The 26,047-nt window shown below is 65.4% G+C and carries 21 protein-coding genes and 3 pseudogenes; 19 read left to right on the top strand and 5 right to left on the bottom strand.

Annotation, left to right across the window (positions count from 1 at the left end; all coding sequences use genetic code 11):
- Positions 1–20: 20 nt before the first annotated feature.
- The 10 genes and pseudogenes from GT370_RS17915 to GT370_RS17860 all read left to right on the top strand — a co-directional run bounded on the left by GT370_RS17915 (position 21) and on the right by GT370_RS17860 (position 8,834).
- The gene (locus tag GT370_RS17915) at positions 21–458 is read left to right on the top strand and encodes an HPr kinase/phosphorylase (RefSeq protein WP_039885426.1); all 438 of its coding nucleotides are present in this window, start codon (positions 21–23) and stop codon (positions 456–458) included.
- Positions 455–1,354: an RNase adapter RapZ gene (rapZ, locus tag GT370_RS17910; RefSeq protein WP_008495238.1), complete on the top strand. Its 900-nt coding sequence runs from the start codon at positions 455–457 to the stop codon at positions 1,352–1,354. The genes GT370_RS17915 and rapZ overlap by 4 nt, the downstream gene beginning before the upstream one ends.
- A 10-nt stretch (positions 1,355–1,364) precedes the next feature.
- Positions 1,365–1,793 carry a PTS sugar transporter subunit IIA gene (locus GT370_RS17905; RefSeq protein WP_008495237.1) on the top strand — a complete coding sequence of 143 codons (429 nt, stop codon included), beginning with the start codon at positions 1,365–1,367 and terminating at the stop codon, positions 1,791–1,793.
- 7 nt (positions 1,794–1,800) lie between these two features.
- On the top strand, positions 1,801–2,082 hold the full coding sequence (locus GT370_RS17900) for an HPr family phosphocarrier protein (protein WP_008495236.1): 282 nt from the start codon (positions 1,801–1,803) through the stop codon (positions 2,080–2,082).
- A pseudogene (gene ptsP / locus GT370_RS17895) lies at positions 2,069–3,858 on the top strand (phosphoenolpyruvate--protein phosphotransferase). Before GT370_RS17900 ends, ptsP begins: the two are co-directional and overlap by 14 nt.
- A gap of 45 nt (positions 3,859–3,903) precedes the next feature.
- A pseudogene (locus tag GT370_RS17885) lies at positions 3,904–6,452 on the top strand (helicase-related protein).
- 1 nt (position 6,453) lies between these two features.
- Entirely contained in the window at positions 6,454–6,726 is a 273-nt protein-coding gene (locus tag GT370_RS17875) for an RNA-binding S4 domain-containing protein (protein WP_008495232.1), read from the top strand.
- A 69-nt stretch (positions 6,727–6,795) separates the two neighbouring features.
- The gene (locus tag GT370_RS17870; protein WP_270183484.1) at positions 6,796–7,419 is read left to right on the top strand and encodes a hypothetical protein; all 624 of its coding nucleotides are present in this window, start codon (positions 6,796–6,798) and stop codon (positions 7,417–7,419) included.
- Between the two features lie 276 nt (positions 7,420–7,695).
- Positions 7,696–8,028, top strand: coding sequence for a ferredoxin FdxA (gene fdxA, locus GT370_RS17865; protein WP_008495230.1), 333 nt, complete (start codon positions 7,696–7,698; stop codon positions 8,026–8,028).
- Positions 8,029–8,162: 134 nt separating this feature from the next.
- Positions 8,163–8,834: a CarD family transcriptional regulator gene (locus GT370_RS17860; RefSeq protein WP_008495229.1), complete on the top strand. Its 672-nt coding sequence runs from the start codon at positions 8,163–8,165 to the stop codon at positions 8,832–8,834.
- A gap of 72 nt (positions 8,835–8,906) precedes the next feature.
- On the opposite strand, the gene GT370_RS17855 is transcribed toward GT370_RS17860, so the two are convergent.
- Entirely contained in the window at positions 8,907–9,515 is a 609-nt protein-coding gene (locus GT370_RS17855; protein ID WP_270183483.1) for a TetR/AcrR family transcriptional regulator, read from the bottom strand.
- Positions 9,516–9,804: 289 nt separating this feature from the next.
- Here GT370_RS17855 and GT370_RS17850 point away from each other — a divergent pair, with 289 nt between their 5' ends.
- From GT370_RS17850 to GT370_RS17840, 3 genes are read left to right on the top strand one after another with little or no spacing between them, the layout of a single operon-like run.
- Positions 9,805–10,923: an HlyD family secretion protein gene (locus tag GT370_RS17850; RefSeq protein WP_008495227.1), complete on the top strand. Its 1,119-nt coding sequence runs from the start codon at positions 9,805–9,807 to the stop codon at positions 10,921–10,923.
- Entirely contained in the window at positions 10,923–12,485 is a 1,563-nt protein-coding gene (locus GT370_RS17845; protein ID WP_008495226.1) for a DHA2 family efflux MFS transporter permease subunit, read from the top strand. Before GT370_RS17850 ends, GT370_RS17845 begins: the two co-directional genes overlap by 1 nt.
- Positions 12,482–14,065 (top strand): efflux transporter outer membrane subunit, encoded by a 1,584-nt coding sequence (locus GT370_RS17840; RefSeq protein ID WP_008495225.1) that lies wholly within the window; start codon positions 12,482–12,484, stop codon positions 14,063–14,065. The genes GT370_RS17845 and GT370_RS17840 overlap by 4 nt, the downstream gene beginning before the upstream one ends.
- Here GT370_RS17840 and GT370_RS17835 read toward each other — a convergent pair.
- Positions 14,062–14,415, bottom strand: a complete 354-nt coding sequence (locus GT370_RS17835) for a hypothetical protein (RefSeq protein WP_270183482.1) — start codon at positions 14,413–14,415, stop codon at positions 14,062–14,064. The genes GT370_RS17840 and GT370_RS17835 overlap by 4 nt on opposite strands.
- The gene (locus tag GT370_RS17830) at positions 14,397–14,951 is read right to left on the bottom strand and encodes an SPFH domain-containing protein (RefSeq protein WP_270183481.1); all 555 of its coding nucleotides are present in this window, start codon (positions 14,949–14,951) and stop codon (positions 14,397–14,399) included. Before GT370_RS17830 ends, GT370_RS17835 begins: the two co-directional genes overlap by 19 nt.
- A gap of 84 nt (positions 14,952–15,035) precedes the next feature.
- On the opposite strand from GT370_RS17830, the gene GT370_RS17825 reads away from it, so the two are divergent.
- The 4 genes and pseudogenes from GT370_RS17825 (at position 15,036) to GT370_RS17810 (ending at position 20,115) form a co-directional block, all read left to right on the top strand.
- Positions 15,036–16,271: a DNA recombination protein RmuC gene (locus GT370_RS17825; RefSeq protein ID WP_008495222.1), complete on the top strand. Its 1,236-nt coding sequence runs from the start codon at positions 15,036–15,038 to the stop codon at positions 16,269–16,271.
- A 2-nt stretch (positions 16,272–16,273) separates the two neighbouring features.
- Positions 16,274–17,940 (top strand): annotated as a pseudogene (locus GT370_RS17820) (M3 family oligoendopeptidase).
- 130 nt (positions 17,941–18,070) lie between these two features.
- Positions 18,071–18,655: an SCO family protein gene (locus GT370_RS17815; protein ID WP_039885420.1), complete on the top strand. Its 585-nt coding sequence runs from the start codon at positions 18,071–18,073 to the stop codon at positions 18,653–18,655.
- Between the two features lie 47 nt (positions 18,656–18,702).
- Positions 18,703–20,115, top strand: a complete 1,413-nt coding sequence (locus GT370_RS17810) for an NAD(P)/FAD-dependent oxidoreductase (protein ID WP_008495219.1) — start codon at positions 18,703–18,705, stop codon at positions 20,113–20,115.
- A 45-nt stretch (positions 20,116–20,160) separates the two neighbouring features.
- On the opposite strand, the gene argJ is transcribed toward GT370_RS17810, so the two are convergent.
- Both argJ and GT370_RS17800 read right to left on the bottom strand, forming a co-directional pair.
- Entirely contained in the window at positions 20,161–21,390 is a 1,230-nt protein-coding gene (gene argJ / locus GT370_RS17805; RefSeq protein ID WP_008495218.1) for a bifunctional glutamate N-acetyltransferase/amino-acid acetyltransferase ArgJ, read from the bottom strand.
- Between the two features lie 6 nt (positions 21,391–21,396).
- Complete coding sequence (locus GT370_RS17800) at positions 21,397–22,308, bottom strand: peptidylprolyl isomerase (RefSeq protein WP_008495217.1); 912 nt, start codon at positions 22,306–22,308, stop codon at positions 21,397–21,399.
- A 98-nt stretch (positions 22,309–22,406) separates the two neighbouring features.
- On the opposite strand from GT370_RS17800, the gene GT370_RS17795 reads away from it, so the two are divergent.
- Together GT370_RS17795 and secA are read left to right on the top strand one after the other, a co-directional pair.
- On the top strand, positions 22,407–23,258 hold the full coding sequence (locus GT370_RS17795) for a bestrophin family protein (protein ID WP_008495216.1): 852 nt from the start codon (positions 22,407–22,409) through the stop codon (positions 23,256–23,258).
- 84 nt (positions 23,259–23,342) lie between these two features.
- Positions 23,343–26,024, top strand: coding sequence for a preprotein translocase subunit SecA (gene secA / locus GT370_RS17790; RefSeq protein ID WP_008495215.1), 2,682 nt, complete (start codon positions 23,343–23,345; stop codon positions 26,022–26,024).
- Positions 26,025–26,047 lie beyond the last annotated feature (23 nt).

Below are 26,047 nucleotides of genomic sequence, written 5' to 3'. Positions count from 1 at the left end.
TTTGCCACAGTCGCGTTACCATGCTTTTGCACGCCTCTTGTGCCGCCCGGCAAGGCCAGCCAGGCGGAGACGCTTTATTGCTCCTCGGGCCATCCGGCGCGGGGAAATCCGACCTGTTGCTGCGTCTGATTGACCAGGGCTTTACCTTGGTCGGGGATGATCAGGTCCTCGTGGAGGACGGCATGGCAAGCCCCGCACCGGGCCTGGCCGGTTTGCTGGAAGTTCGCGGCCTCGGCCTGTTTCATCTCCCCTTCGTCGCCCCTGCGAAACTACGGCTGGCGGTGATCCTCAGCGCGGCGCCGGCGGAGCGCCTGCCGGCCCCGCGCCGCCATGCCCAGCTCGACCTGCCGGAAATCACGCTCGATGCCTCTTTTCCCTCCGCCGCCGCGCGCGCTGCCTTGGCCCTGGAAGCCGCGTGCGGGCGCGTGAGCCAGCATAAAGGCGCCTTCGCGGCATGAGCACGGCGCCCGACAAGCTGCAGGTGGTGCTGGTCACCGGTCTTTCGGGCGCAGGCAAGAACTCTCTGCTGAGAACGCTGGAAGATCTCGGCTTCGAGACGGTGGACAACCCGCCGCTGGACACGCTGGAGACCCTCACCAGCCAAGCCGAGCAGAATCTCGCCATCGGCGTGGATGCGCGCTCGCGCGGCTTCTCGGCGGAAAACGTGCTGGAAGCGCTGAAGCAGCTGCGCCAGCATGACCGGCTGGACCCGTCCCTCGTCTATACAACCGCCGGCGATAACGTATTGCTGCGCCGCTATTCCGAAACCCGCCGCCGCCATCCGCTGGCGCAGACCGGCGCCATCGCCGAGGGCATCGCACTGGAGCGCGAGCTCACCGCCCCACTCGCCCGCGCCGCCGACTGGCTGCTGGATACCTCCGCTTTGCCGCTGCCCAAGCTGCGCAATCTGGTGGAGGCCCGCTTCGGCGCCACCAATCCCGGCCTGACCGTGGCGCTGGTCTCCTTCTCCTACGCCGTCGGCCTGCCGCCGGAAGCAGATCTGATCTTCGATGCGCGCTTCTTAAAGAATCCGCATTACGTCCCACATCTGAAACCACTTTCAGGGCTGGACCCGGAAGTTGGGAGATTCATCGAAGAAGACGCTGATTTTGCGGAATACTTCGAGAAAGTTTTGAACCTCATCACATTTTTACTGCCGAGATTCGTGCAGGAAGGAAAGAAATATGCAACAATCTGTGTCGGATGTACCGGTGGACAACATAGATCGGTTTATATGGTCGAAAAATTGAATATTCCTTTGGCCCAGGCGGGCTGGCGGATCGGTGTCACGCACCGGGAAGCGCCGAAATTTCTCAGCCTGCGCGAAGGCTCGGTTGATCCGGGGAAGGGCTGAGCGAGAACCTATGATCGGTCTTGTTATCGTTACCCATGGCACATTGGCCCTGGCCATGCGCGACGCCATGGAGCATGTCGTCGGCAAACAGGCGCAGCTGGCGACCGTCTGCATCGAATCCGATGCGGCGTTTGAGGGCCAGAAGGCGGAAATCGCCAAACGCATCGCCGAGGTGGATAATGGCGACGGCGTCATCCTGCTCACCGACATGTTCGGCGGCACCCCCTCCAACCTGGCCATGTCGATGTGCGCGCAGCCCAACATCGAAATCCTCGGCGGGGTGAACCTGCCAATGCTGGTCAAGCTGGCCAAGATCCGCGGCCAGATGACCCTGGCCGAGACGGTGCAGATCGCCGAAGCGGCCGGCAAGAAATATATTTGCAACGGCCATGATCTGCAGCCCCAGGCCCCGGCGGCCACCTGCAACGCGGCGGAGTAACAATAAAATGGACGGCTCCGTGATCACCGCCGAAATCGGCATCGTCAACCGGCGCGGCCTGCATGCGCGCGCCGCCGCCAAGCTGGTGACGCTGGCCGAGCAATATTCCGCCAATGTGGAAGTGGCGAAGGACGGGCAATCCGTCTCCGCCCGCTCGATCATGGGGCTGATGATGCTGGGGGCTGGAATCGGCAGCTCCGTCACCCTCTCCGCCGAGGGATTCGACGCCCGGGAAGCGCTCGACGCCATTACGGCGCTGATCGAGGCCGGCTTCCATGAAAGCGACTAAAAAGCCCGCCGCGCCCAAGGAGAAGCGGCTGCAGGGCAAGCCGGTTTCCGCCGGCATCGCCATTGGCCCGCTGCATGAGGCGGCGGAGCCGGCGCTCACGATCTGCCGCGACAAACCCGCCCCGGAATCGATCCCGGCCGAGCTGGAACGGCTGGAAGACGCGGTGGCGCGCTCGCGCAAGCAGCTGCAGAAGCTGAAATCCCGCCTCTCGGCGATGCCCAAGGACAGCCAGGCCGAAATCGCCCCGCTGCTGGATGTGTATCTGCACATGCTGGGCGCCTCGCGGCTGATGCGCGGCATCAAGGCGCGCATCCAGGAGGGCGAACTTGGCGCCGAGGCCGCCGCCCATGAGGAGGCCGAGGCGCAGGCAGCGTTGATCATGAGCCAGGCCGGTGGCGACAAGGCCAGCCGCACCCGCCGCGCGGACGAGGTGCAGGAGCTGGCCCGCCGGCTGATCCGCAACCTCACCCGCCAGCCTTTCCGCTCCTTCGAGGGGTTGCCGCAAGGGAGCATCCTCACCGCCCAGGATCTACGCCCGGCAGAAGCCGCCTTGATCCAGCCGACGCGCTTCGCCGGCATCGTCACGGCCGAAGGCGGGCTAGACGGCCATACGGCGGTGATGCTGCGCGCGCTGGGCCTGCCCGCCGTGCTCGGCGTCGAAGGGCTGCTGGACAAGGCCGCCCCCGGCTGCTTTGCCATCATCGATGGCGAAACCGGCGATGTCATCCTCAACCCCGGCAAGGCCAGCTTCGATGCCGCGCGCAAAAAGCTCGCCGCGCAGACCCGCGCGCGGCGCAGCCTGGCCCGGCTGCAGCATCTGCCCGCGCAGACGCGCTGCGGCGTGCAGATCGAGCTGCAGGCCAATCTGGAACTGCCCTTCGAGCTGAAAATGATCGCCGACTCCGGGGCGCGCGGCATCGGGCTGCTGCGCTCCGAATTCATGTTCATGAACCGCGAAAGCGCACCGGACGAGGAGACGCAGTTCCGCATCTATCGCGACATCATCGAGGCGATGGATGGCGAGCCGGTGACCATAAGGCTGCTGGATTGGGGATCGGACAAGGAGATCGACGTGCTCTCCCGCCTGCTGCCCGAGCATCCCGAGCCGAATCCGGCGCTGGGCTGCGCGGGGTGCGGGCCTTGCTGCAATTCGAGGATCTGCTGGAAACCCAGCTCGCCGCCATCATGCGCGCCGCCATTGCCGGTCCGGTACGGATCATGCTGCCGATGGTGACGGTGGCCCAGGAAATCATCGACACGCGCGAGGTGATGCGCCGAGTCTGGCGGCGGCTGAAGCGGCGCAAGGCGGTGGCGTTGCCCGAGGCGATGCCGCCACTCGGCATCATGGTGGAAACCCCCGCCGCCGCCCTGGCCGCGCCTTTGCTGGCCAAGCATGCGGAATTCTTCGCCATCGGCAGCAACGACCTCACCATGTACACGCTGGCGGCGGACCGTTCCTCGCCCGGCGCGGTGAAGCTTTATGATCCGCTGGAGCCCGCTGTGCTGCGGCTGCTGCATCTCACCGCCAGCTTCGCCGCCGCCGGCGGCGTGCCGGTTTCGCTGTGCGGAGAGCTGGCGGCGCGTCCGGCAGCCACCGCTTTACTGCTCGGGCTCGGGCTGCGCCAGTTCTCGATGCATGGCAACGCCGTGCCGCTGGTGAAACAGGCCATCCGCGCCACCACCCTGCTCGCCTGCGAAGAGCTGGCCAACCAGGCGCTGGCGGCGCCCGACGCCAAGGCGGTGCGCGAAATCCTCGCCCGCGCCCAGGGCGGCTGAGCGGCCCCGCTTGCAAAGCCGCGCCCGCACGGTCATTTGAATTTCATGTCCGGCTTCCAACCCCGGGTGAAGGCCGTGCTCGGCCCCACCAACACCGGCAAGACGCATCTCGCGATCGAGCGTCTGCTCAGCCACGCCACCGGCATCATCGGCTTCCCGCTGCGCCTGCTCGCCCGCGAGAATTACGACCGCATGGTGAAAGCCAAAGGCATCAAGGCCGTGGCGCTGATCACCGGCGAGGAAAAGATCGTGCCGCCAGGGGCGCGCTGGTTCTCCTGCACGGTGGAAGCGATGCCGCTGGACCGCAAGGTGGAATTCCTGGCAGTGGACGAGATCCAGCTCTGCGCCGACCCTGACCGCGGCCATGTCTTCACCGACCGTCTGCTGCATGCGCGCGGGCTGGTGGAGACGATGTTCCTGGGCGCCGACACCATTGCGCCGCTGATGCGCCGGCTGGTGCCGGGCGTGGAGATCGAAACCCGCCCGCGCCTCTCCCAGCTCAGCTTCGCCGGGGCCGCCAAGCTCTCCCGGCTGCCGCCACGCTCGGCCATCGTCGCCTTCTCCGCCGCCGAAGTTTACGCCATCGCCGAGGCGGTGCGCCGCCGGCGCGGCGGCTGCGCGGTGGTGATGGGCCGCCTCAGCCCGCGCACCCGCAACGCCCAGGTGGCGCTCTACCAGGACAAGGAAGTGGATTTCCTGGTCGCCACGGATGCGATCGGCATGGGGCTGAACATGGATGTGAACCATGTCGCCTTCGCCGGCATCCGCAAATTCGATGGCCGCCAGCCCCGCCTGCTCACCCCCTCGGAAGTCGCACAGATCGCCGGGCGCGCCGGGCGCGGCATGCGCGATGGCACATTCGGCACCACGGCCGATTGCCCGCCTCTCTCGGAAGAGGTGGCCGAGCAGGTGGAGTCCCACGAATTCGAGAAGCTGGAGCAGATTTTCTGGCGCAACAGCGCGCTGGATTTCGCCTCCCCGCAGGCGCTGCTGGCCAGCCTCACTTTGCCCTCAAATCGCCAGGGGCTGGTGCGCGGCAATGAGGCGGCGGATGTGCAAACGCTGGACGCGCTGACCCGCGATGGCGACATCCAGCGCCGCGCCCAGGGCCGCGCCGCCACCCGCCTGCTATGGGAAGCCTGCCAGATCCCGGATTTCCGCAAACTCGCCACCGATACCCATGTCAAGCTGGTCGCCAAGGTATTCACCCACCTGCTGGCCAAGGAGCATCTGCCGGAGGATTGGGTCGCCCGCGAGATCGAAAATCTCGATCGTCTGGACGGCGATATCGACACGTTGATGCAGAGGCTGACGGACGTGCGCGTTTGGGCCTATATAACGGCGCGGGCGGATTGGATGAAGGATGCCGACACATGGGCCATGCGGGCCCGGGCGGTCGAGGATCGGTTATCCGATACGCTGCATGTGAAATTGATGACCCGGTTTGTTGATAAGAGGGCGGCACATTTGACGAGACGTTTGGAAGAGGCTGAGGCGGAGGAGCTGCAGGCCATCGTGGCACCGGATGGTCTGGTGAGCGTGGAAGGCCATGAGGTCGGCCGCATCGAAGGCTTTCTGTTCCATCCTGATCCCGCGACGCAGGGGCCTGAGAAGAAGATCCTGCTGCGCGCCGCCCGGCGGGTACTGGCCCAGGAGATGCCAAGGCGCATCCTGGCGGCCGAAACCGCCGCCGACGAGGCGATCAGCCTCTCGGACGACCGGCATTTCGTCTGGGACGGGGTGAAGATCGCCCGGTTGAAAAAAACCGAGATCTTCCTCAAGCCTGGCGTCGAGGTGCTGCATTCGGAATTCCTGGACGGGCTGGCGCGCGAGCGAATCCGGACCCGTCTGGCCACCTGGCTGGCGGCGGAGACCGAGAAGCGCCTGGGCGCGCTGCTGAAGGCCATGGAAAACCCGCCCGCCCCGTTGCGCGGCATCGTCCATCGTCTCTCTGAGTCCGGCGGCGTGCTGCCGCCCGAGCCCTTCACCCGGAGCTGCGCCAGGAGGCGAAGAAATTCGGCATCGATATGGGGCGCTTCGCCATGTATCTGCCCGCCGCGTTGAAGCCCGGCGCGGCCCGTCTGCGCGCCCTCTTCTGGGGCGTGTGGTACGACCGCAACCCGCCCGAGCTGCCCACCCCCGGCCTGGTCTGCGCGCCGATGCCGGAGAATTGGAGCAATGAATTCGCTTTGGCGATGGGCTGGGTCCGCGCCGGCGACATCATGATCCGTCTAGACGTGGTCGAGCGCGTCACCCGCGAGCTGCATTATCTGATGCGCAAGAGCCAGATTTTGCTGCCGCCCAATCTCGGCAGCCGCATGGGGCTGAAGCCGGAGCAGTTGGGCCCGACCCTGAACGTGCTGGGCTTCCGCCTCTTCCCCGCCGCCGAGGCGAGCGAAAAATATTACGGCCCGCCCGCCCCGGCGATGCTGGGCCGGCGCAAGCAGGACCATCACCAGGCGGCCCCGCAGCGCAACGCCCCGGCCGCCCAGGCCGCGCGGCCGAACCGCGAGCCCAAGCCGGAGAAGCCGGTGGAGATCGACGCCGACAACCCCTTCGCTGCCCTGGCGGCGCTGAAACTGGCGCGGCGCTGATTTGACGGACCCAGGAACAGACTGGCTGCGGCTGGACAAGTTCCTGGTTTTCGCGCGCTTCTGCAAAACCCGGTCGGTGGCGGAGGCGCTGGTGGATCAAGGCGGGGTGCGCATCAACCGCCAACCCACCGACAAACCCCACGCCAAACTCCGCCCGGGTGACGTTCTCACCCTGGCGCTGCCGCAAGGGGTAAAGGTGGTGGAGATCCTGCTCCTCCCCGAACGACGAGGCGCCGCGACGCTGGCGCAGGCGCTTTATCGAGAGATTGGGTAAGGCGGTTTCGCGTTGTACGGATCCGTCGCAGCAGAATAATAATTCGCCCGCATTCTCCGCAGGGTCATCATGGTCAGCCGCTTCCGCGTTAGCCTGGTTTTGGGTCTGTATCTGATCTCCGCCAGCGCCGAGGCGCGGACGTCACCCGGCGCCAGCGCCGTTGACGATGGTGCCGGCTATAAACTCGTGATCATCGAACAGCAGCAAAATCACCCTTTGGGCGCTGGTGTCGATACCGGGTTCGGCGATGCCGTCGAGTTCAGCAAAACCTACCCGCTCATCGCGTCTCCGCTGACACAAGACGCGAACGCCTTCAACGCGGAAATCAGGACTATGCTACCGAAATGGTGGAACGGCCCCTCAGACAATACCCAAAAATCCGCCCCTGACACAGATATAACCCTGGTTTGCCAACCCACCGGCGAGCCACCGCCCGTCGATGGCAAATCTCCCGATACTGGCGGCATGCTGCCGGGCGTGATCTCGATGGCCTGCATGAATGACAGATACCGCCATGGCGCCCTCCATGGAGGGGGCGTTATTGGGGCTTCAACTGGCTCGTCGATGCGCGGCGCCGCCTCAAGGCAAGCGATGTGTTTGCCCCCGGCACAGCCTGGCAAAACCCCCTCGCGACGCTGCTGGACGCCGATCGAAACGCCAACGGGACGCCGGCTGTCCCTCTGCGACCGCTGAATGTCGCCGATCCAGGCCATTGGGTCGTGGCCCGTAACGGACTCGGGTTCATCTACTCCTACGCGGAATTTTTTTGGCGCCGAAGATGGCGGCGCGGGCGCATTCGACCTCATTCCCTGGTCGAAACTGCGGCCCTATCTCAACCCGCACGGCATCGTTCCCAGGCAGGACTGGAATCTCCCCTTGCCTGACAACAGCTAAGCCGAACCTTGACCACCCTCCCCTCCCACGCGCATAGGGGAGCAAAATTCTTACGCAAGCTTTCAGGAGTACCCGATGACCTACGTGGTCACAGAGAACTGCATCAAGTGCAAATTCATGGATTGCGTCGAAGTCTGCCCGGTCGACTGTTTCTATGTCGGCGAGAACTTCCTGGCCATCAACCCGGATGAATGCATCGATTGCGGCGTCTGCGAGCCGGAATGCCCTGCCGAGGCGATCCTGCCCGATAGCGACGACCGCGCCATGGCCTGGCTGGAGCGCAACCGCGAACTCTCCAAGAGCTGGCCGAACATCACCCGCAAGGGCACCCCGCCGGCCGACGCCAATGAGTGGAAGGACAAGCCGGGCAAAGAGGCGCTGCTGTCGCTGGAGCCGGGCACGCCCTGAGCGCTTCCGCCCGGCGGGTGACGGGCGGCTGAATTTATGGTATGGATGTTCCATGTCAGCCGGGTGCGGGCGGCCGCACCCGGCCTTCATATTTTGGCGGCGCCCTCTGGCGAGCGCCTCCCAGCGGAGTGGTGATGACGGATAAGCAGAAGAGCGGCGCTTCCAGGAAGGCCGCGAAACCCGACCAGGACGAAGCCGTGGCCGCGGCGCCCACCCCCGAAACCCCGAAAGCCGAGACCCAGCCCGCCGTGGTGATGCATGGCGGCGTGCCGGCCGGGCCGATCCGCCCGCTGGCCCCGCCCCGTGCCCCGGCCAAGGCGGAAATCTTCAAGGAAGGCGATTATGTCGTCTACCCGACCCATGGCGTCGGCAAGGTGGACCGCATCGCGGTGGAAGAGATCGCCGGCCATACGCTGGAGCTGATCTGCATCACCTTCGATGAAAACCGCATGACCCTGCGCGTGCCGACCACCAAGGCGCGCACCGCCGGCCTGCGCAAGCTCACCTCCAAGAAGAGCTTCGACGAGGTGCTGGCGGTGCTGAAGGGCCGGGCCCGCATCAAGCGCACCATGTGGTCACGCCGCGCCCAGGAATATGAGGCGAAGATCAATTCCGGCGACCCGTCCGCCATCGCCGAAGTGGTGCGCGATTTGCACCGCAATGCCGGCCAGCCGGACCAGTCCTTCTCCGAGCGGCAGATCTATGAATCCGCGCTGGACCGCCTGGCCGCCGAGTACGCGGCGCTCGAGCAGGTGGATAAGCCCACGGCCATCGAGAAGCTGCTGGCGCATCTGAAATCGGAATAAGGAAAAGGGGCCGCGAGGCCCCTTTTCCATTGGCTCAGCGCGCGCCATCCAGGAATAATCTGACAATTTCCTTCACGCGTTCCTCAATCTCCTCGGGCCAGGGGTTTCACGCAAGCCCAGCACGCATTCAGTGTGCAAATTGCCGATCAGCATGCCGGCAAAGGCGGAGGCCGCGTAATCCGGGCGCGTCAGGCGCAGTGTGCCGCGTTTCACCTGCCCGGCGAAATAGCCTGTCAGCAGCCTGCGCAGCGCTTGCGGCCCGGCCCGCCAGAAAGCCTCGCCCACCTCCTTCATCGCCGCACTCTCGGCGAACACCAGCCGGTACATGCCCAAAGCCGCGGGGCAGGTGATGGTGGTCAGAAATCTCACCCCCAATGGTGGCAACACGTCTTCTGGTGGCCGCCCATCCAGTTCATCGCCTTCGAAATCCCCGAAAATGGCGCGCACCCGCTCCGTCACCAGCGCCTCGAACAGCCCCTGTTTACCGCCAAACAGCTGATACAGCGTCTGCCGCGACCCGCCTGAGCGGGCGATCACATCATCAAGCGTGGTGCCGGCATAGCCTTTTTCCAGAAAGCTTTGGGCCGCGGCATCCAGAAAAGCCCGCCGCCGCGCCTCCAGCCGGGGCCGGGCCGCCGCATCGTGAGGGTCTTTTTCAACGCGTTCGTCCTGCATCATCATCCCATAAACAGCGCATTACAGCATCGTAAAACAAGGCGGGGTTTCATGCAGGCCAGGGCTGCATATCTCTCATGCAGATCGCCACCAAGGCGGCTTCCCTTCATCGACAAGAAATGTACTGTCTGATACAGTACATTATTGTCGAAAGCTAGAGCAATATGTGTTTAGATTGACGCGGCAGAGTCAAGATAAACACATGAAATTGCTCGATAAACCATGAGTAGAGCGAGGAGGTGCAAACCCCTCTCGCGCTACTATTAGAGACCGTCTCGAAATTACGGAGCAGCAGGTGGCGAACGAAAATGGGCAGACGGATCAGGGCCAGGATAAACCGGCCCCCACGCAGCAGAATGACGCCAACACCGAGCAGAAGCCGCGCAGCAAGCTGCCGCTGATCATCGCCGGTATCCTGCTGGTGGTGGTGGTCATCGCCGGCATCATCTATTGGCTGGCGACGATGGGCGAGGTTTCCACCGACGACGCCTATACCGATGGCAACGCCGTCTCCATGGCCACCAACACCTCCGGCTACGTCACCGCGCTTTATGTCAATGACAACAGCTATGTGCATAAAGGTGATTTGCTGGCGGTGGTGGACCCGCGCGCGAATGAGGCGCAGCTGGCCCAGGCGCAGGCCAATCTCCAGCTCGCCAACGCCAATCTCACCGCCGCCCAAGTCAATCTGAGGGAGGAACAGGTTCGCGCTCCGGCCCAGCTTGAAACCGCGCAGGCGCAGCTGGCCCAGGCCAAGGCGCAGCTCTTGGACGCGCAGCGCAATTACCGCCGCCAGCTCTCGGTGGACCAGCGCGCCACCGCCCAGACCGATATCGACCAGAGCAACACCCAGCTCGCCAGCGCCGAGGCGCAGGTGAAGCAGGCCGACGCAAATTTGAAAACCGCCGCTCTGGTGCAGGATAATATCGACACCGCCCAGCAGCAGGTGGCGCAGCGCGAGGCCGATGTGGCGCAGGCGCAGGCCAATCTGCGCGCCGCCAAAACCGCTTTGTCCTACAATTATATCCGCGCCCCGCAGGATGGCTGGATCACCAAACGCAATATCCAGCTCGGCACCTATCTGCAGGCGGGGACACAGATTTTCTACATCGTGACCAAGGATTTCTGGGTCACCGCGAATTTCAAGGAAACCCAGCTCGCCCACATGAAGATCGGCGACAAGGTGACCATGGGCATCGACGCCTACCCATCGATCACCCTGCATGGCCATGTGCAGAGCATCCAGCAGGGATCGGGCGCCGTGTTCACCGCCTTCCCGGCCGAAAACGCCACCGGCAATTTCGTGAAAATCGTGCGCCGCGTGCCGGTGAAGATCGTCATCGATAGCGGCATGCCGGCGAACATGCCGGTGCTGCCCTACGGCATTTCCGTGACCCCCACGGTGCATGAATAATGCCCGGGGCCGCGCAGACGCGTTCGGCCAACCCGTGGGTGATCGCGCTCATCGTCACGCTGGCGGCCTTCATGGAGGTGCTGGACACCACCATCGTCAATGTCTCGCTCACCCACATCGCCGGCTCGCTCTCCGTCTCCAACGATGACAGCGCCTGGGCGTTGACGACCTATCTGGTCGCCAACGCCATCGTGCTCACTCTGTCCGGCTCGCTCTCACGGCGCATCGGGCGCAAGCGCTTCTTTCTCATCTGCATCGGCGTGTTCACCCTCGCCTCGCTCGGCTGCGGGCTGGCAATCAGCTTCACCCAGCTGCTGCTGTTTCGCGCCATTCAGGGATTTTTCGGCGGTGGCCTGCAGCCTTTGCAACAGGCCATCATTCTCGATGCCTTCCCGCCGGAAAAGCGCGCCGCCGCCTTTTCGCTCTCCGCCGTCGCCATCGTCGTCGCCCCGGTGCTGGGCCCGCTGCTCGGCGGCTGGCTGACCGACACCTATAGCTGGCATTTGATCTTCCTCATCAATGTTCCCGTCGGCATCTTCACCTTTCTCGGCGTGATGAATTTCGTGCAGGATTCCGACGAGGTGAAGCGCGACAAGGAAACCGCCCCGCCGTTCGATTATATCGGCGCCATCTTCATCGCCTTGGCGCTGGGCTGCCTGGAAGTCGCGGTTGATCGCGGCGAGGATTATGACTGGTTCGGCTCGCACTTCATCGCCGTCATGCTGGGCATCTCCGCCCTCGCCTTCATTTTCGGCAGCCTCTACCTGCTTTATACGAAACATCCGGCTGTGGATCTGCGGGTGCTGAAGGATCGCAATTTTGCCTTCGGCTTCACCCAGATCGGCATCATGGGGCTGGTGCTCTATTCCTCGGCCGTCGTCATTCCGCAATTCGCGCAGATCGAACTTGGCTACACCGCCACGCTCTCCGGTCTGGTGCTCGCCCCCGGTGCGGTCGTCATCATCATGCTGATCCCCATCGTGCAACGTTTGATGAAGGTGATTCCGGTGAAGTTCATCATCGCCTTTGGCGGGCTGGTGCTGGCGAGTGCGCTGTTCTACTCGATGCATCTGATCCCGCAGGAGAGTTTCGACCGGCTGGTGGAAATGCGCGCCGCGCAAACCGCCGGGCTCGCCTTCCTGTTCGTGCCCATCAGCACCGCCGCCTACTACACCCTGCCGCGCGAAATGAACGGCGACGCCGCGGCCTTGTTCTCGATGAGCCGCAACGTCTTCGGTGGCATCGGCATTTCCATCTCAACCGCCATCGTCAGCGAACGCGAGCAGATCCATCAGAGCTATATGGTCGATCATCTCAGCGGCGCCTCCACGCCCTACAACAATCTGCTCCGCCAGATCGCGCAATCGATGCAAAATCACGGCACCGCCTTCGCCAAGGCCCTGGCCGCGGCACCGGGGCAGGTGGAGCAGATGCTGGCCACCCAACGCGCCGTGCTCGCCTATAACGATCTGTTCTGGTATACTGGCCTGCTGGCCCTGCTGCTGATCCCCACGGCGCTGCTGATGTCCTCCCGTCAAGTCCGCAAGAAGAAGGCCTCATGAAACAGACCCAACGCCTCCCTCTGAGCCTCGCCTTGCTCCTCGGCGGCTGCACGCTGGGGCCGAATTTCCAGCCGCCGGCACCGCCCGCCGGCAGCGCCTACCATAACAGCGCCCCCGGCGTGGCGCGGAACGCCCCTAACCCGAACTGGTGGGCCGGCTTCAACGATCCTGTTCTCACCAGCCTGATGCGCGATGCCATCGCCGGCAGCCCCTCCTTGCAGGAGGCGCTGCTGCGCGTCGAGCAGGCGCATGAGAATGTCGTCACCAGCCGCGCCGCCGGCCTGCCGACTCTGGGCGCCACCGGCTCCTTCAAGCGCGAGCAGGAAGGCTTGAAAGGCCTGGCGGAATCCGGCGGCGCCTACAGCCAGCTGAACCAGCTCGCGCAGCAGGCCAACAGCATCTCGCCCGGCAGCGGCGCCACCCTCACCAATGGCGCCAGCAGCGCGCTGGATTCACTGGGCCAGCCGATCAATCTCTATTCCTACAGCCTCTCCTCCAGCTGGGAGCTGGATCTGTTCGGCAAGGTCCGCCGCCAGGTGGAAGCCGCGAAAGCCAATGCCGACGAGGCGAATGATGCGGCGCGGGAATCGCTGGTGATGCTGGAATCCCAAATCGCCCAGGCCTATTTCCAGCTGCGCGCCGCCCAGGCCGCACTGGCGCAGCAGCAGCAGAACGTCCAGGCCACGGCACTCACCTTGCATCTTACCCAGAGCCAGGCGGCCCATGGCCTCGCGCCGCAAAGCGATGTCGAGCAGGCCCGCACCGCCTATCTCGGCCAGCAGGCGAAACTGCCCACCTACATCAAACAGGTGGCGCAGGACATGACGCAGATCGACATCCTCACCGGGAAGCCGCCCGGCGCGCTGGATGCGCAGCTGGCGCAGGCAACACCCTTGCCGACGCCGCCCGCCTTGATCGGCACCGGCGTCCCCGCCAGCCTGGCGCGCCGCCGCCCGGATATTCGCGAGGCCGAGGATAATCTCCACGCCGCCACCGCGCAGATCGGCGTTGCCGTCGCCAGCTTCTACCCGGATATTTCGCTGACCGGCAGCGTCGGCTTCCACGCGCTGGATGCCTCCTACCTCACCAACTGGGCCAATCTCTTCTACGCTTTCGGCCCCTCGATCTCACTGCCGATTTTCGAGGGCGGCAAGCTCTCCTCCAACCTGCGGCTGGCGCGCATCTCCCAGGCCAACGCGGCGCTGCAATATCGCGCCACGGTGCTGAACGCGCTGGCGGAGGTGGAGAATGCCCTGGTCGCCTACCGGGAGGACCAGCAGGCGCTTACCGACGCGCAAGGCACCGCCCAGGCCGCACAGATTTCCTTCAACCTGGCGCAAAGCCGCTACCAGCATGGGCTCGCCAGCCTGCTCCCGGCCTTGCAGGCACAGGACAGTCTGGTGTCCGCCAACCAGCAGGAAATCCAGGCCCAGGCGCAGCTCGATGTCGATGCCGCCACGCTCTACACCGCCCTTGGCGGCGGCTGGCAGGAGAGCGAGCAGGCGGTGACGCCGCCGCCGATCAACCCGGCCCCGCCGATTGCGCCGGGTGCGGCGGATACGCTGGCGGACCCGCGCTAAGCCTGCGGCACGGACCCAGCGGGCGGCATTGCCTGGCGCTGCGGCTGGGCATTTGCCTGCTGGGCCGCGGCGTTCAGCGCCAGCACCTCGCCCAGCGCCTGGGTCATCGTCGTCGGCACCAGAATCGTCGCCCCGCGATCCTTGTTCATGTCGTAAATCAGCCCCATCTGGCGGATCTGCAACGCCACGGGGTTTTCCTGATAGATCTGCGCCGCGTCGACAATCTGCTGGGCAATGGCGATCTCAGCGCTCGCCAGCGTCACCCGCGCCTGTTTCTCTTTCTCCGCCTGGGCGTTGCGGCTCATCGCATCGTTCAGCTCACGCGGGATTTTCACATCCCGGATCTCCACCGCGATGTCCCCAGCCCCCAGCCATCGGATTTGCGGCGGATGAGCGCTTGCAGCCTTTCATCCATCGCCTCGCGGTTGGAGAGAATATCGCTCATCGTGGTGGCGGAGATCACCTCGCGCAGCGAGGTCTGCGCCACCTGGGCAATCATGTTCTGATAATCCGTCAGCTCGGTGGCGGCGCGTTTCACATCCACCACCCGCCAGAACAGGATCGAATCCATCGTCACGGACACCGCATCGGCGGTCAGCGTATCCTCGGCGGAAATCCGGGTGCTCTGCCGGCGCGTATCCACCACGGCATAGACGGTCTCGATCGCCGGGATCAGGAAATACAGCCCCGGCCCGCGCACGCCGGCAAAGCGGCCCAGCCGCAGCACCACCGCGCGCTCCCATTCCGCCGCCGTGCGCAGCGTCAGCGCCAGAATGACGGCGATGACAACGAACACAGCACCGATGCTGTAGGCATGCAAAACATAGCTGATGGCGACGCCGACCAGCGCGACGATAACGGCAATGACGGTCACGGCATTATTCATGTCCAGCTCCTCCGACCTTGGCCCCAGCCTAGCAGACAATAGCCCCGCCTGCGACTCGGGCGGCTTTGGTGCTAGCCTGCCGGTATGGATACGTTGCTCCCCGCCCTCGCTCTGCTCGCCGCCCTCGGCGCCCTGGTTTTCGCCGTGCTCGCCTGGCGCGCCGCGCTAGGCGCGCCACCACGCCTGAAGCTGGAGCTGGACAAGCTCCTCGCCGGCAACCGCGCCGAGGCGGAGTTCACCCGCTCGGCGCTGGCCGCCATGGAAGGCCGCCTCACCCAGGCGATCCAGAGCGGCACCACCGATGCGCTGGCGAAATCCTTCGAGCAGATCGCCGCTGCCACCCAGAATGTCGCCGCCACCATCGATGGGCTGCGCCGCCAGGCGGGCGAAGAGGCGCAGAAAACCATCCAGACCATCGAAACCCGCCTCGCCGCCATCCAGACCAGCGTGAATGAAAAGCTGCACGAGGCGGTGGAGCAGCAAATGACCGCCTCCTTCGCCCGCGTGCTGGAACAGTTCGCCCAGGTGCAGCAGGCGATGGGCGAGGTGCAATCCGCCGCCAAGCAGGTCGGCGACCTCAAGCGGCTCTTCTCCAACGTGAAAACCCGTGGCGGCTGGGGCGAGGCGCAGCTGGCGGCGTTGCTGGAGCAGATCTTGCCCCCCGGCACCTACCAGCCGAATTTCGCGCTGAAGGATACCTCCCGCGAACGGGTGGATTTCGCCTTGCGCATGCCCTCGCGCGAGCTGCTCTGGCTGCCGATCGACGCGAAATTCCCGACCGAGGATTATGACCGGCTGCTCACCGCCGCCGATGGCGCGGATGCCGAGGCCGAGCGCGCTGCCCGCGACGGTCTGGCCCTGCGCATCCGCGGCGAGGCCCGCAAGATCCGCGAAAAATATATTTGCCCGCCGGAGACCGTGGATTTCGGCGTGCTTTATTTGCCCTCTGACGGGCTCTTCGCCGAGGTGGCGCGCATTCCCGGCCTGATCGACGATGTTCGCGCCCGCGAGCGTGTCATCGTGCTCGGCCCGTCTCTGCTGCCGGCCTTGCTGCAGACCATCCATCTCGGCCATGTCACGCTCGACCTTGAAAAGCGCGCCGGCGAAATCGGCCAGATCCTCGGCGCCACCAAGACCGAGATGGTGAAGATGGACGACGCCCTGGCCAAGCTCGCCGCCAATGCCAGCACGATGAGCAATAATATCGAGAAGGTGCGCACCCGCACGCGGGTGATGCACCGGGTTCTGAAAACCGTGGAAGTGGTGGAGGCCGGCAGTGCCCAGGCGCTGCTCGGCCTCTCCGAAGAGAGCGAGGATTGAGCATGAAATTTTCAGACATTGAGGCAGCCACACCAACCCGCGAGAGCCTCGCCGCCACCTACGCGGCGCTGAATGCGCGGCTGGATGAAGGGGACCTCGCCACCGCCATCAGCGAGTGGGAAGCTGCCCGCCGCGCGGCCGAGCAATGGAGCGCGCTCACCCATCTGCGCTTCGAGCAGGACACCCAGGACGAAGCCCGCAAGGCCGCGCAGGATTATCGCGACGAAATCGCCCCGGTCATCACCAGCCATGAAACCGCCTTCAAAACCCGGCTGCTGGCGCACCCCGACCGGGCCAGCGTGGAAAAACTGGCCGGCGCCCACGCCTTGCGGCTCTGGGAGACGGACATCACCACCTTCTCCCCCGCGATCGAGGCCGATCTCCAGGCGGAAGCGAAATTGCAGGCGCGCTATGTGGCGCTGCTGGCGTCCGCGAAAATCGAGATCGACGGCAAGACCACCAATCTCTCCGGCCTCGCCCCCTACCAGCAGAGCCTGAACCGGGAGATGCGCCACAAAGCGGAGACAGCACGCTGGCGCTTCTTCGCGGAAAACGCCGCCGCTTTCGACGAGATTTACGACGAGCTGGTCAAACTGCGCACCCGGATGGCGCAAAAACTCGGCTTTTCCAGCTTCACCGAACTCGGCTACCGGCGCATGCGCCGGGTGGATTACACCGCCGCCGATGTCGCCACCTACCGCGACCAGGTGCGCCAGCACGTCACCCCGCTGGTTGCCCGGTTTTTCGAGCGCCGCCGCGCGCAGGAAGGCTGGGACAGGCTGTTCGCCTGGGACGAGCCGCTGATGGACCCGCAAGGCAATGTCGAGCCCGCCGGCGATGAAAGCTTCCTGCGCACCCAGGCGCAGGCGATGTTCGACGCCATGAACCCAGACCTGGCCGCCTTCTACCGGCTGATGAACGAGAAAGGCTTTCTCGACCTCGATAACCGTCCCGCGAAAGCCCCCGGCGGCTTCTGCACCTCGTTCCCCGTCGCCGGGCTGCCCTTCATCTTCGCGAATTTCAACGGCACCCATCACGATATCGACGTATTCACCCACGAGATGGGCCACGCCTTCCAGAATTACCGCTCCCGCACCCAGCCCAGCTTCGACTATCTCTGGCCGACCTACGAATCCGCCGAGATCCATTCGATGAGCCTGGAGCATCTCGCCTACCCCTATATCGGGCTGATGGTCGGCGAGGAGAACGCCGCGCGCTACCGGCGCATGCATCTCATCCAGTCCATCGCCTTCCTGCCCTACGGCGTCTGCGTCGATCATTTCCAGCACGAGATCTACGCCAATCCACAAGCCACCCCAGCCGAGCGCCATGCAATGTGGAAGCGGCTGGAAGCGCTTTACTTGCCCTGGCGGGACTGGGGAATCTCGCCTACCCGGCGCAAGGCGGGCGCTGGCAGGCGCAGGGCCATATTTTCGGCTCGCCCTTTTACTATATCGACTACACGCTGGCGGAATGCTGCGCTTTGCAATTCTGGGTGAAGGCAAGGGCGGATTACGCGGCCGCCTTGCAGGATTACGTCACACTCTGCGGGCGCGGCGGCTCGGAACCGTTTCTGGGACTGGCGGCCTCGGCCGGGCTCACCTCGCCCTTCCAGCCCGGCGCGCTGGAAGAGGCGGTGCGGGCGGCGCAGATGGTTCTCGATCTGTAGCGCGAGAGGGGTTCACACCCATTCGCTCATAGTTTGGCAAGCAAGTTCATGTGTTTATCTTGACGCTGGCGCGTCAAGATAAACACTTATTGCTCTCAGCCTTGCCACGCGGCAGGGGCTGGCGCAGAACATGCCCATGCTGCGCCGGTCCCTGCTTCTCAGCCCCTTGGCTCTCGCCGCCTGCCATCATCAGCTCTCCGTCCAGGATGTGAATGTGCGCGGGCTGGTGCCCGACCTCGCCTTCACCATGACCGACACGAAAACCGGCAAAACCGTGACGGCGGCGGATTTCCGGGGCGATGTCACCCTGCTTTATTTCGGCTACACCAACTGCCCGGATGTCTGCCCGACCACCCTCTACAACCTGCAGCGTGTGCAGAAGGCGATGGGCGCGGCGGCGGAGAAGGTGAAAATTCTGTTCGTCACCGTCGATCCGGACCGCGACACGCCGGGCGTGCTCAACCAATATGCGGCCTTGTTCGGCGATAATGTCATCGGGCTGCGCGGCAGCGCGGACCAGCTCTATGATCTGGCGCGGCGCTACCGGGTGGTGTTCTCGGTGGTGAAAACGCCGGTCTATACCGTCACCCACTCCGCCGCGATCTATGTGTTCAACGCCAAGGGCGCGCCGGAATTCATCATCGCCGGGCTGGACACGGCGAAGCCGGATATCGAGGGCGTGGCGCGGGATCTGCGCGAGGTCGCACAAGGTTAGTGCTGCGGCGTCATGCCATCCCGGCCGCTCTCTGTTAGCTTGCCGGCATGGATGAAGATTGGCGCAGGATCAGCCTCTGGTGGGACGGGCTGGATGAACCCCTCACCCCGCGCCCGGCGCTGGCGGGTGATATCGTGGCGGACATCGCCATCATCGGCGCCGGCTATACCGGGCTCTGGACCGCCTATTACCTGAAAACCCGCGCCCCGCATCTGAACATCGCGGTGCTGGAGGCCAGGCGCGCCGGCTTCGGGGCCTCGGGCCGCAATGGCGGCTGGGTGATGGGGGCGGTGCTGGGCGAGAACCGGCTGGTCGGCCATCTGCCCGAGCCGCAGCGGCGCGAAAGCTGGGCGCTGCTGCACGCCATCCCGGACGAGGTTGGCCGCGTCACCGCCCAGGAAGCCATTGGCTGCGATTTCCGCAAAGGCGGCACGCTCTATTGCGCCGCGCGCTATCCGGAGCAGGAAGCGCGGCTGCGCGGCTGGCTGCACGAGCTTTACGCTGAAGGCTATCAGGAGTCGGACGCCTGGTGGCTGCCGCCGGAAGAGCTTTCCCAGCAGCTGCGGCTGCACGGCGCGCTGGGCGCGCTCTACACCCCGCATTGCGCCACCATCCAGCCGGCCAAGCTGGCGCGCGGCCTGGCCGTGGCGGTGGAGCGGCTGGGGGTGCGGATTTATGAGCATACGCCGGCCACCGGCTGGGCACCCGGCCAGGTGCGAACAGCGCAGGGCAAGGTCAGCGCCGATTGGGTGATCCCAGCGGTGGAAGGCTACGCCGCCACCCTGCCGCCTCTGGGCGCGTATCAGCTGCCGGTGCAAAGCCTGCTCATCGCCACCGAACCGTTGCCCGCCTCTATCTGGGCCGGCATCGGCCTTTCCCGCGGCCAATCCTTCAGCGAATTCTCCCGGCAAGTGACCTATGGCCAGCGCACGGCGGATGACCGGCTGGTTTTCGGCGCGCGCGGCGGCTACCGCTTCGGCGGCAAGCTGCGCACGGATTTCACCCTCACCGCAGCCGAGGAGGGGCTGCGTCGGCATCTGCTCACCGATTTGTTCCCGCAGCTGCGCGACGCCAAAATCACCCATCGCTGGGGCGGCAATCTCGGCATGTCCCGGCGGTTTCAGCCGCATATGCTGCTGGACCGGCGCAACCGCATCGCGCTCTCCGGCGGCTATGGCGGGGAGGGTGTCGGCGCCGCCAATCTCGGTGGCCGCACCTTGGCCGACCTGATCCTGGGGCAGGAGACACCGGAGACGCGCCAGCCCTGGGTCATCCAGGACCGCGCCCTGCGCCAGGCCTTGCGAAGCTGGGAGCCGGAGCCGCTGCGCTGGCTCGGCTATAACGCCATCATCGCCAGCTTCACCCATGAGGACCAGGTGCTGGCCAACCCAGCCAGCCCGCCCTGGCGCCGCCAGCTCGCCCAGGCCCTGGCAGCGCGCATGGAAGGGCTGATGCGCTGAGCCGGTTACAACATCTCACAAAAAAGGCCCTCGCGGGGCCCTGTGTCAGCTCCGATAGGAGCCGTTAATGTCGATATAGCCATGGGTGAGGTCGCAGGTCCACACCGTGGCATGGCCCTCGCCCAGCCCGATATCGACCACCAACTCGATCTCGCGGCCTTTCATATGCGCCACCACCGGGGTCTCGTCATAGCCCGGCACCACGCCGCCAGCCTTGGCCATCCAGACACCGCCGACCGCAACACCGAGCTTATCGCGGTCCGCCGGCTCGCCGGCCTTGCCGACCGCCATGACAATCCGTCCCCAATTCGCGTCCTCACCGGCAATGGCGGTTTTCACCAGCGGCGAGTTGGCGATGGCGAGCGCGATCTTCTTCGCCGAGGCATGGCTCACCGCGCCTTCGACCTTGATCGTCACCAGCTTCTGCGCGCCTTCGCCGTCGCGCACCACCAGCATCGTCAGCTCATGCAGCACCTCATGCAGCGCACGGCGGAAATCCGCCAGCTGGCCGGGGTCTTCGGTCGGCTTGTTGCCGGCGGCACCCGTCGCGAACAGCAGCACCGTGTCCGAGGTCGAGGTATCGGAATCGATGGTCACGCAGTTGAAGGTGCCCTCCACGCTCTTGCTCAGCATCGCCTGCAGGGCGCTGGCGGGAATGGCGGCATCGGTGAAAATGAAGCTCAGCATCGTCGCCATGTCCGGGGCGATCATGCCCGACCCCTTGGCGATGCCGTTGATCCGCACCTCAACGCCGCCCAGCTTGGCGGTGCGGGTGGCGCCTTTCGGGAAGGTATCGGTGGTCATGATCGCCTTCGCCGCCTCGGCGAAGCGATCCTCGGTCAGATCCGCCTTCAGCTGATCCATCACCGCGACGATCCGCTCCGCCGGCAAGGGCTCGCCGATCACCCCGGTCGAGGCCAGGAACACCTCGCCGGTCTGCGCCCCCAGCGTGGCGGCGGCGGCCTTCGCCGTCGCCTCCACCGCGCGCGCCCCGGCAGCGCCGGTAAACACGTTGGCATTGCCGGCATTCACCACCAAAGCCCGGGCAGTGCCGCCGGGCAGCACCTCCCGGCACCAGGTGACGGGCGCGCCGGGGCAGAGATTTTTGGTGAACACCCCGGCGACGCTGGTGCCCTCCGCCAGCTCGGCCAGCAGCACGTCGGTTCGCCCTTTATAACGAACCCCCGCCTCCGCGGTCGCCAGACGCACACCGGCGATCGGCGGCAGCTTTGGCATCGGGAGCGCCAAGGGCGAGACGGGCAGCTGGCCGGCCATCGCGGCTTACTTGCTCTTGTCGGCGCCGGCCGCGGGCGCGGCGGGGGTCTGCGGCACCGGCTTTCCATCCGGCCCGAAGACCTGGATCTTCACCTGGCCGCGCACCTGATCCAGCACGTTCTGCACCGCCTGGTCGGTCAATTTCTGGCGGATATCCTGCTGCACATCGGCCAGCGCCGGGGTCGGCGCGGTGCGGTGGCCTTCATTCAGGATCACGTGCCAGCCGAACTGCGTCTGCACCGGGGTCTTGGTGTACTCGCCCTTCTTCAGCGCGAAGGCGGCATCGGCGAAGGCCGGCACCATCTCATCCTTGGAGAACCAGCCGAGCTCACCGCCATTCTTGGCGCCGGGGTCGATGCTGTCCTTCTCCGCGAGCTTGGCGAAATCCGCGCCCTTGTTGAGCTGCTTGATGATGTCCTCGGCCTCGGCCTTGGTCTTCACCAGGATATGGCGGGCATCCACCTGCTCCGGGCCGGGCTTGTTGGCGTAATGCTGGTCGTAATAGGCCTGCACGGCGGTGTCGGTCACCTGCGCGGCGACCGCCTTCTGCACATAGGCGTTTTCCAGCTGGATATTGGCGGCATCCTGCATGCGCTTGGCCACCTCGGGGTCCTTCTGCAGGTCCTCCTTCTGGGCGGCGATCAGCAGCGCCTTGCGGTCGATTTCCTGGTTGACGAGCATCGGCAACAGCTGCTCGGGCGGCAGTTGCTGGGCCTGCGGCGGCAGGCTCTGCGCGTCGGCCTGGATTTCGCTCATATGGATCGGCGAGCCGTTCACGGTGGCGACCACCGGGTTGGCATCAGCCGGGGCGGCGGGGGCGGCAGCCGGCGCGGCGGGCGCGGTGGTTTGCGCATACGCGGCCGGCGCGGCCAAGGCCAGCGCAAGAGCCAGAGCGGAGAGCGTGGACGAATGGCGCATCTATAGAAAACCTTATTTTGCGATGCCGCTCCTATGAGCCAAAGCCCCGCGCCCGGCAAGACTGGCCCCGGGCTGGCGTCCGGTGTAGGAGGCCGGCCATGATTGTCCGCCCCCGGCCCACCGGCTTTGGCCTGATCTTCCTGCTGCGCGGCTCGGTGCTGCCGACCATCGCCCCCCGGCTGATCTTCATCGGGCTGATCGCCATCCTCGCCGTGGGGCTGCACCATCTCTGGCCCGGCCTGATCGGCGTCCCCAGCCCAGCGCCATTCACCATGCTGGGGCTCAGCGTGCCGATCTTCCTCGGTTTCCGGAACAATGCCTGTTACGATCGCTGGTGGGAGGGGCGCAAACAATGGGGGGCGCTGATCGCCGCCTCACGCAATTTTCTGCGCGACCTCACCGCTTTGCTGCCGGAGGAAGACCCGCTGCACCGCCAGGGCGCGCGCCTGACCGCCGCCTTCGCCAGCCAGCTCCGCCACGAGCTGCGCGGCACCGCCCCGGCCAGGCCCGGCCGCCTGCTGACCGAGCTGGCGCATCATTTCGGCGCCCGCCAGCGCGACGGGCGGATCTCCGACATCACCTACCGGCTGTTTTCCGACCATCTCGGCACCATGGCCGGCATCCAGAGCGCCTGCGAGCGGCTGCGCGGGGCGCCGATGCCCTTCGCCTATTCGCTGATGCTGCACCGGATGGTCTGGTTGTTCTGCATCCTGCTGCCCTTCGGCATGGTGGACACGCTGGGCATCTGTACCCCCGTCCTCAGCCTGACCCTGGCCTATTCCTTCCTGGGGCTGGATGCGCTGGGCGAGGAGCTGGAAGCCCCGTTCTCCGACACCGCCAACGGCCTGCCGCTGGATGCCATGGTCCGCGCCATCGAGATCGCCGTCGCCGAGGCGCTGGGCGAAACCCCGCCGGAGCCCTTGGCGGCCAAGGATTTCGTGCTGCTCTGAGGCGCGGTTATTTGACCCTGCCTGCCCCCGCGACTATGTCAACGCTCGTCCTTTATCATCAGCCGTGCGGATTTTCTGTCCATCATGCTCTCCAGCCTCGCCCGCGCCGTTTTCGGCTCCAGCAATGACCGCGCCCTGAAAAGCTTCAAGCGCCGGGTCGCCGCCATCAATGCGCTGGAGCCCGCCCTGCAGGCGCTGGACGATGCCGCCCTGGCCGCGAAAACCACCGAATTCAAGGCCCGGATCGAAGCCGGGGAGAGCCTGGACGAGCTGCTGGAGGAAGCCTTCGCCGTGGTCCGCGAGGCCTCGCGCCGGGTGCTCGGCATGCGCCATTTCGATGTGCAGCTGATCGGCGGCATGGTGCTGCATGAGGGCCGCATCGCCGAAATGAAGACCGGCGAGGGCAAGACCCTGGTCGCCACCCTGGCGGTCTATCTCAACGCGCTCGCCGGCAAGGGCGTGCATGTCGTCACCGTCAACGATTATCTGGCCAGCCGCGACGCCCAGCAGATGGGCCAGCTCTACGGCTTCCTGGGCCTGTCCACCGGCGTCATCATCCCCGCCGTGGAGGAGCAGCACCGCCGCGCCGCCTATGCCGCCGACATCACCTACGGCACCAACAACGAATTCGGTTTCGATTATCTGCGCGATAATATGAAGTACCGGCTGGAGGACATGGTCCAGCGGCCCTTCTTCTACGCCATCGTCGATGAGGTCGACTCGATCCTGATCGACGAGGCCCGCACCCCGCTGATCATCTCCGGCCCCTCGGATGAGCCCACCGGCCTCTACGCCCAGGTGGATACGGTGGTCGAGGCCTTCCTCGCCCGCGGCCAGCTCGCCGAGGACGGCAAGCATGAATATTACGAGAAGGACGAGAAAGCCCGCACGGTGAACATGACCGAGCTGGGGGCCGAGACCGTCGAAGAGATGCTGCAGCAGACCGGCCTGCTCACCGGCGGGCTGTATGACCGCAGCAATGTCGCCCTGGTCCATCACGTCCAGCAAAGCCTGCGTGCCCGCACCCTCTTCGCCCGCGATGTCGATTATATCGTCCGCGACGGCAAAATCGTCATCATCGACGAATTCACCGGCCGCATGCTCGAAGGCCGCCGCTATTCGGATGGTCTGCACCAGGCGCTAGAAGCCAAGGAGCGGGTTGAGGTTCAGCAGGAGAACCAGACGCTCGCCTCCATCACCTTCCAGAATTATTTCCGCCTCTACCCCAAGCTCTCCGGCATGACCGGCACGGCGATGACCGAGGCGGACGAGTTCGAGCAGATCTACAAGCTCAGCGTCGTCGAAATCCCCACCAACGTGCCGGTGGCGCGCGACGACCAGCATGACGAGGTCTATCGCTCGGCGGCCGAGAAATATGAGGCGGTCGCCAGCCTGATCCAGGAATGCCGGGAGCGCGGCCAGCCGGTGCTGGTCGGCACCACCTCGATCGAGAAGAGCGAGATCATCTCCAACCTGCTCACCGCCAAGGGCATCCAGCACAGCGTGCTGAACGCCCGCTTCCACGAGCAGGAAGCCAAGATCGTCGCCCAGGCCGGCGCGCCCGGCGCCATCACCATCGCCACCAACATGGCCGGGCGCGGCACCGACATCAAACTCGGCGGCAATTACGAGATGCGCCTGGCGCTGGAGCCGGATATCGACCCCGCCGCCCTGCGCGCCGAGATCGAGGCCAACCACGCGCTGGTGAAGGCCGCCGGCGGCCTCTTCGTCATCGGCACCGAGCGCCATGAAAGCCGGCGCATCGACAACCAGCTGCGCGGCCGCTCCGGCCGCCAGGGCGACCCCGGCGCCTCGCGCTTCTTCCTGTCGCTGGAAGACGATCTGATGCGCATTTTCGGCTCCGACCGGATGGGCGGCATGCTGCAGAAACTGGGGCTGAAGGATGGCGAGGCCATCATCCATCCCTGGATCAACAAGGCATTGGAGAAGGCGCAGAAGAAGGTCGAAATCCGCAATTTCGACATGCGCAAGAACGTGCTGAAATATGACGACGTGATGAACGACCAGCGCAAGGAGGTCTACGCCCAGCGCCGGGAGTTCATGCGCGCCGAGGATGTCTCGGACATCGTCACCGAGATGCGCAACGATGTCATCGCCGCGATGGTCGAAAACCGCGTGCCGGAAAAAGCCTTTGCCGAGCAATGGCAGACGACGGAACTGGCGGCGGACATTGCCCGCGTGCTGGCGCTGGATCTGCCAATCGCCGACTGGGCGGCGGAAGAGGGCATCGACGAGGTGCATCTGCGCGAGCGCATCGAGCAGGCTGCCGCCGAGGCCGCCGCCGCCAAGGCCGCCGGTTTCGGTCCGCAACTGACCGCCTATATCGAGAAATCCGTGCTGCTGCAGACGCTGGATACGGTCTGGAAGGAGCATCTTCTGGGCTTGGATTATCTGCGCCAGGGCATCGGCCTGCGCGGCTATGGCCAGCGCGACCCGCTGAATGAATATAAGCGCGAAGCCTTCTCGATGTTCGCCGCGATGCTGGACGATCTGAAGGAGCGCGTCAGCGTGGCGATGGCGCATGTGAGCGTGCAGATGCCGGCCGAGCCGCAGGCCGAGGCGACGCAGGAGCTGCACCCCGCCCCCGGCGCCCCGGCGCTGAGCGACCCGGTGGCGGAAGGCTTCTCCTCGGACGAGGTGGACCCCGCCCGCCCCGAAACCTGGAACGCCACCCCGCGCAACGCCTTCTGCCCCTGCGGCTCCGGCAAGAAATACAAGCACTGCCACGGGCGCCTCGGCGCCTAAACACATATTGCTCGCCAAAACAA

Origin of the sequence: Acidocella sp. MX-AZ03 (assembly GCF_027626035.1) — a bacterium.
Classification (GTDB): Bacteria; Pseudomonadota; Alphaproteobacteria; order Acetobacterales; family Acetobacteraceae; genus Acidocella; species Acidocella facilis.
Note: the sequence above shows the minus strand (reverse complement) of the source record. Positions and strands in the feature narration are given on the sequence as shown.

Coding starts and splice junctions, on each gene's coding strand:
- GT370_RS17915 (WP_039885426.1), top strand. CDS start 21: ATGCTTTTGCACGCCTCTTGTGCCGCCCGGCAAGGCCAGCCAGGCGGA.
- rapZ (WP_008495238.1), top strand. CDS start 455: ATGAGCACGGCGCCCGACAAGCTGCAGGTGGTGCTGGTCACCGGTCTT.
- GT370_RS17905 (WP_008495237.1), top strand. CDS start 1,365: ATGATCGGTCTTGTTATCGTTACCCATGGCACATTGGCCCTGGCCATG.
- GT370_RS17900 (WP_008495236.1), top strand. CDS start 1,801: ATGGACGGCTCCGTGATCACCGCCGAAATCGGCATCGTCAACCGGCGC.
- GT370_RS17870 (WP_270183484.1), top strand. CDS start 6,796: ATGGTCAGCCGCTTCCGCGTTAGCCTGGTTTTGGGTCTGTATCTGATC.
- fdxA (WP_008495230.1), top strand. CDS start 7,696: ATGACCTACGTGGTCACAGAGAACTGCATCAAGTGCAAATTCATGGAT.
- GT370_RS17860 (WP_008495229.1), top strand. CDS start 8,163: ATGACGGATAAGCAGAAGAGCGGCGCTTCCAGGAAGGCCGCGAAACCC.
- GT370_RS17855 (WP_270183483.1), bottom strand. CDS start 9,515: ATGATGATGCAGGACGAACGCGTTGAAAAAGACCCTCACGATGCGGCG.
- GT370_RS17845 (WP_008495226.1), top strand. CDS start 10,923: ATGCCCGGGGCCGCGCAGACGCGTTCGGCCAACCCGTGGGTGATCGCG.
- GT370_RS17840 (WP_008495225.1), top strand. CDS start 12,482: ATGAAACAGACCCAACGCCTCCCTCTGAGCCTCGCCTTGCTCCTCGGC.
- GT370_RS17830 (WP_270183481.1), bottom strand. CDS start 14,951: ATGAATAATGCCGTGACCGTCATTGCCGTTATCGTCGCGCTGGTCGGC.
- GT370_RS17825 (WP_008495222.1), top strand. CDS start 15,036: ATGGATACGTTGCTCCCCGCCCTCGCTCTGCTCGCCGCCCTCGGCGCC.
- GT370_RS17815 (WP_039885420.1), top strand. CDS start 18,071: ATGCCCATGCTGCGCCGGTCCCTGCTTCTCAGCCCCTTGGCTCTCGCC.
- GT370_RS17810 (WP_008495219.1), top strand. CDS start 18,703: ATGGATGAAGATTGGCGCAGGATCAGCCTCTGGTGGGACGGGCTGGAT.
- argJ (WP_008495218.1), bottom strand. CDS start 21,390: ATGGCCGGCCAGCTGCCCGTCTCGCCCTTGGCGCTCCCGATGCCAAAG.
- GT370_RS17800 (WP_008495217.1), bottom strand. CDS start 22,308: ATGCGCCATTCGTCCACGCTCTCCGCTCTGGCTCTTGCGCTGGCCTTG.
- GT370_RS17795 (WP_008495216.1), top strand. CDS start 22,407: ATGATTGTCCGCCCCCGGCCCACCGGCTTTGGCCTGATCTTCCTGCTG.
- secA (WP_008495215.1), top strand. CDS start 23,343: ATGCTCTCCAGCCTCGCCCGCGCCGTTTTCGGCTCCAGCAATGACCGC.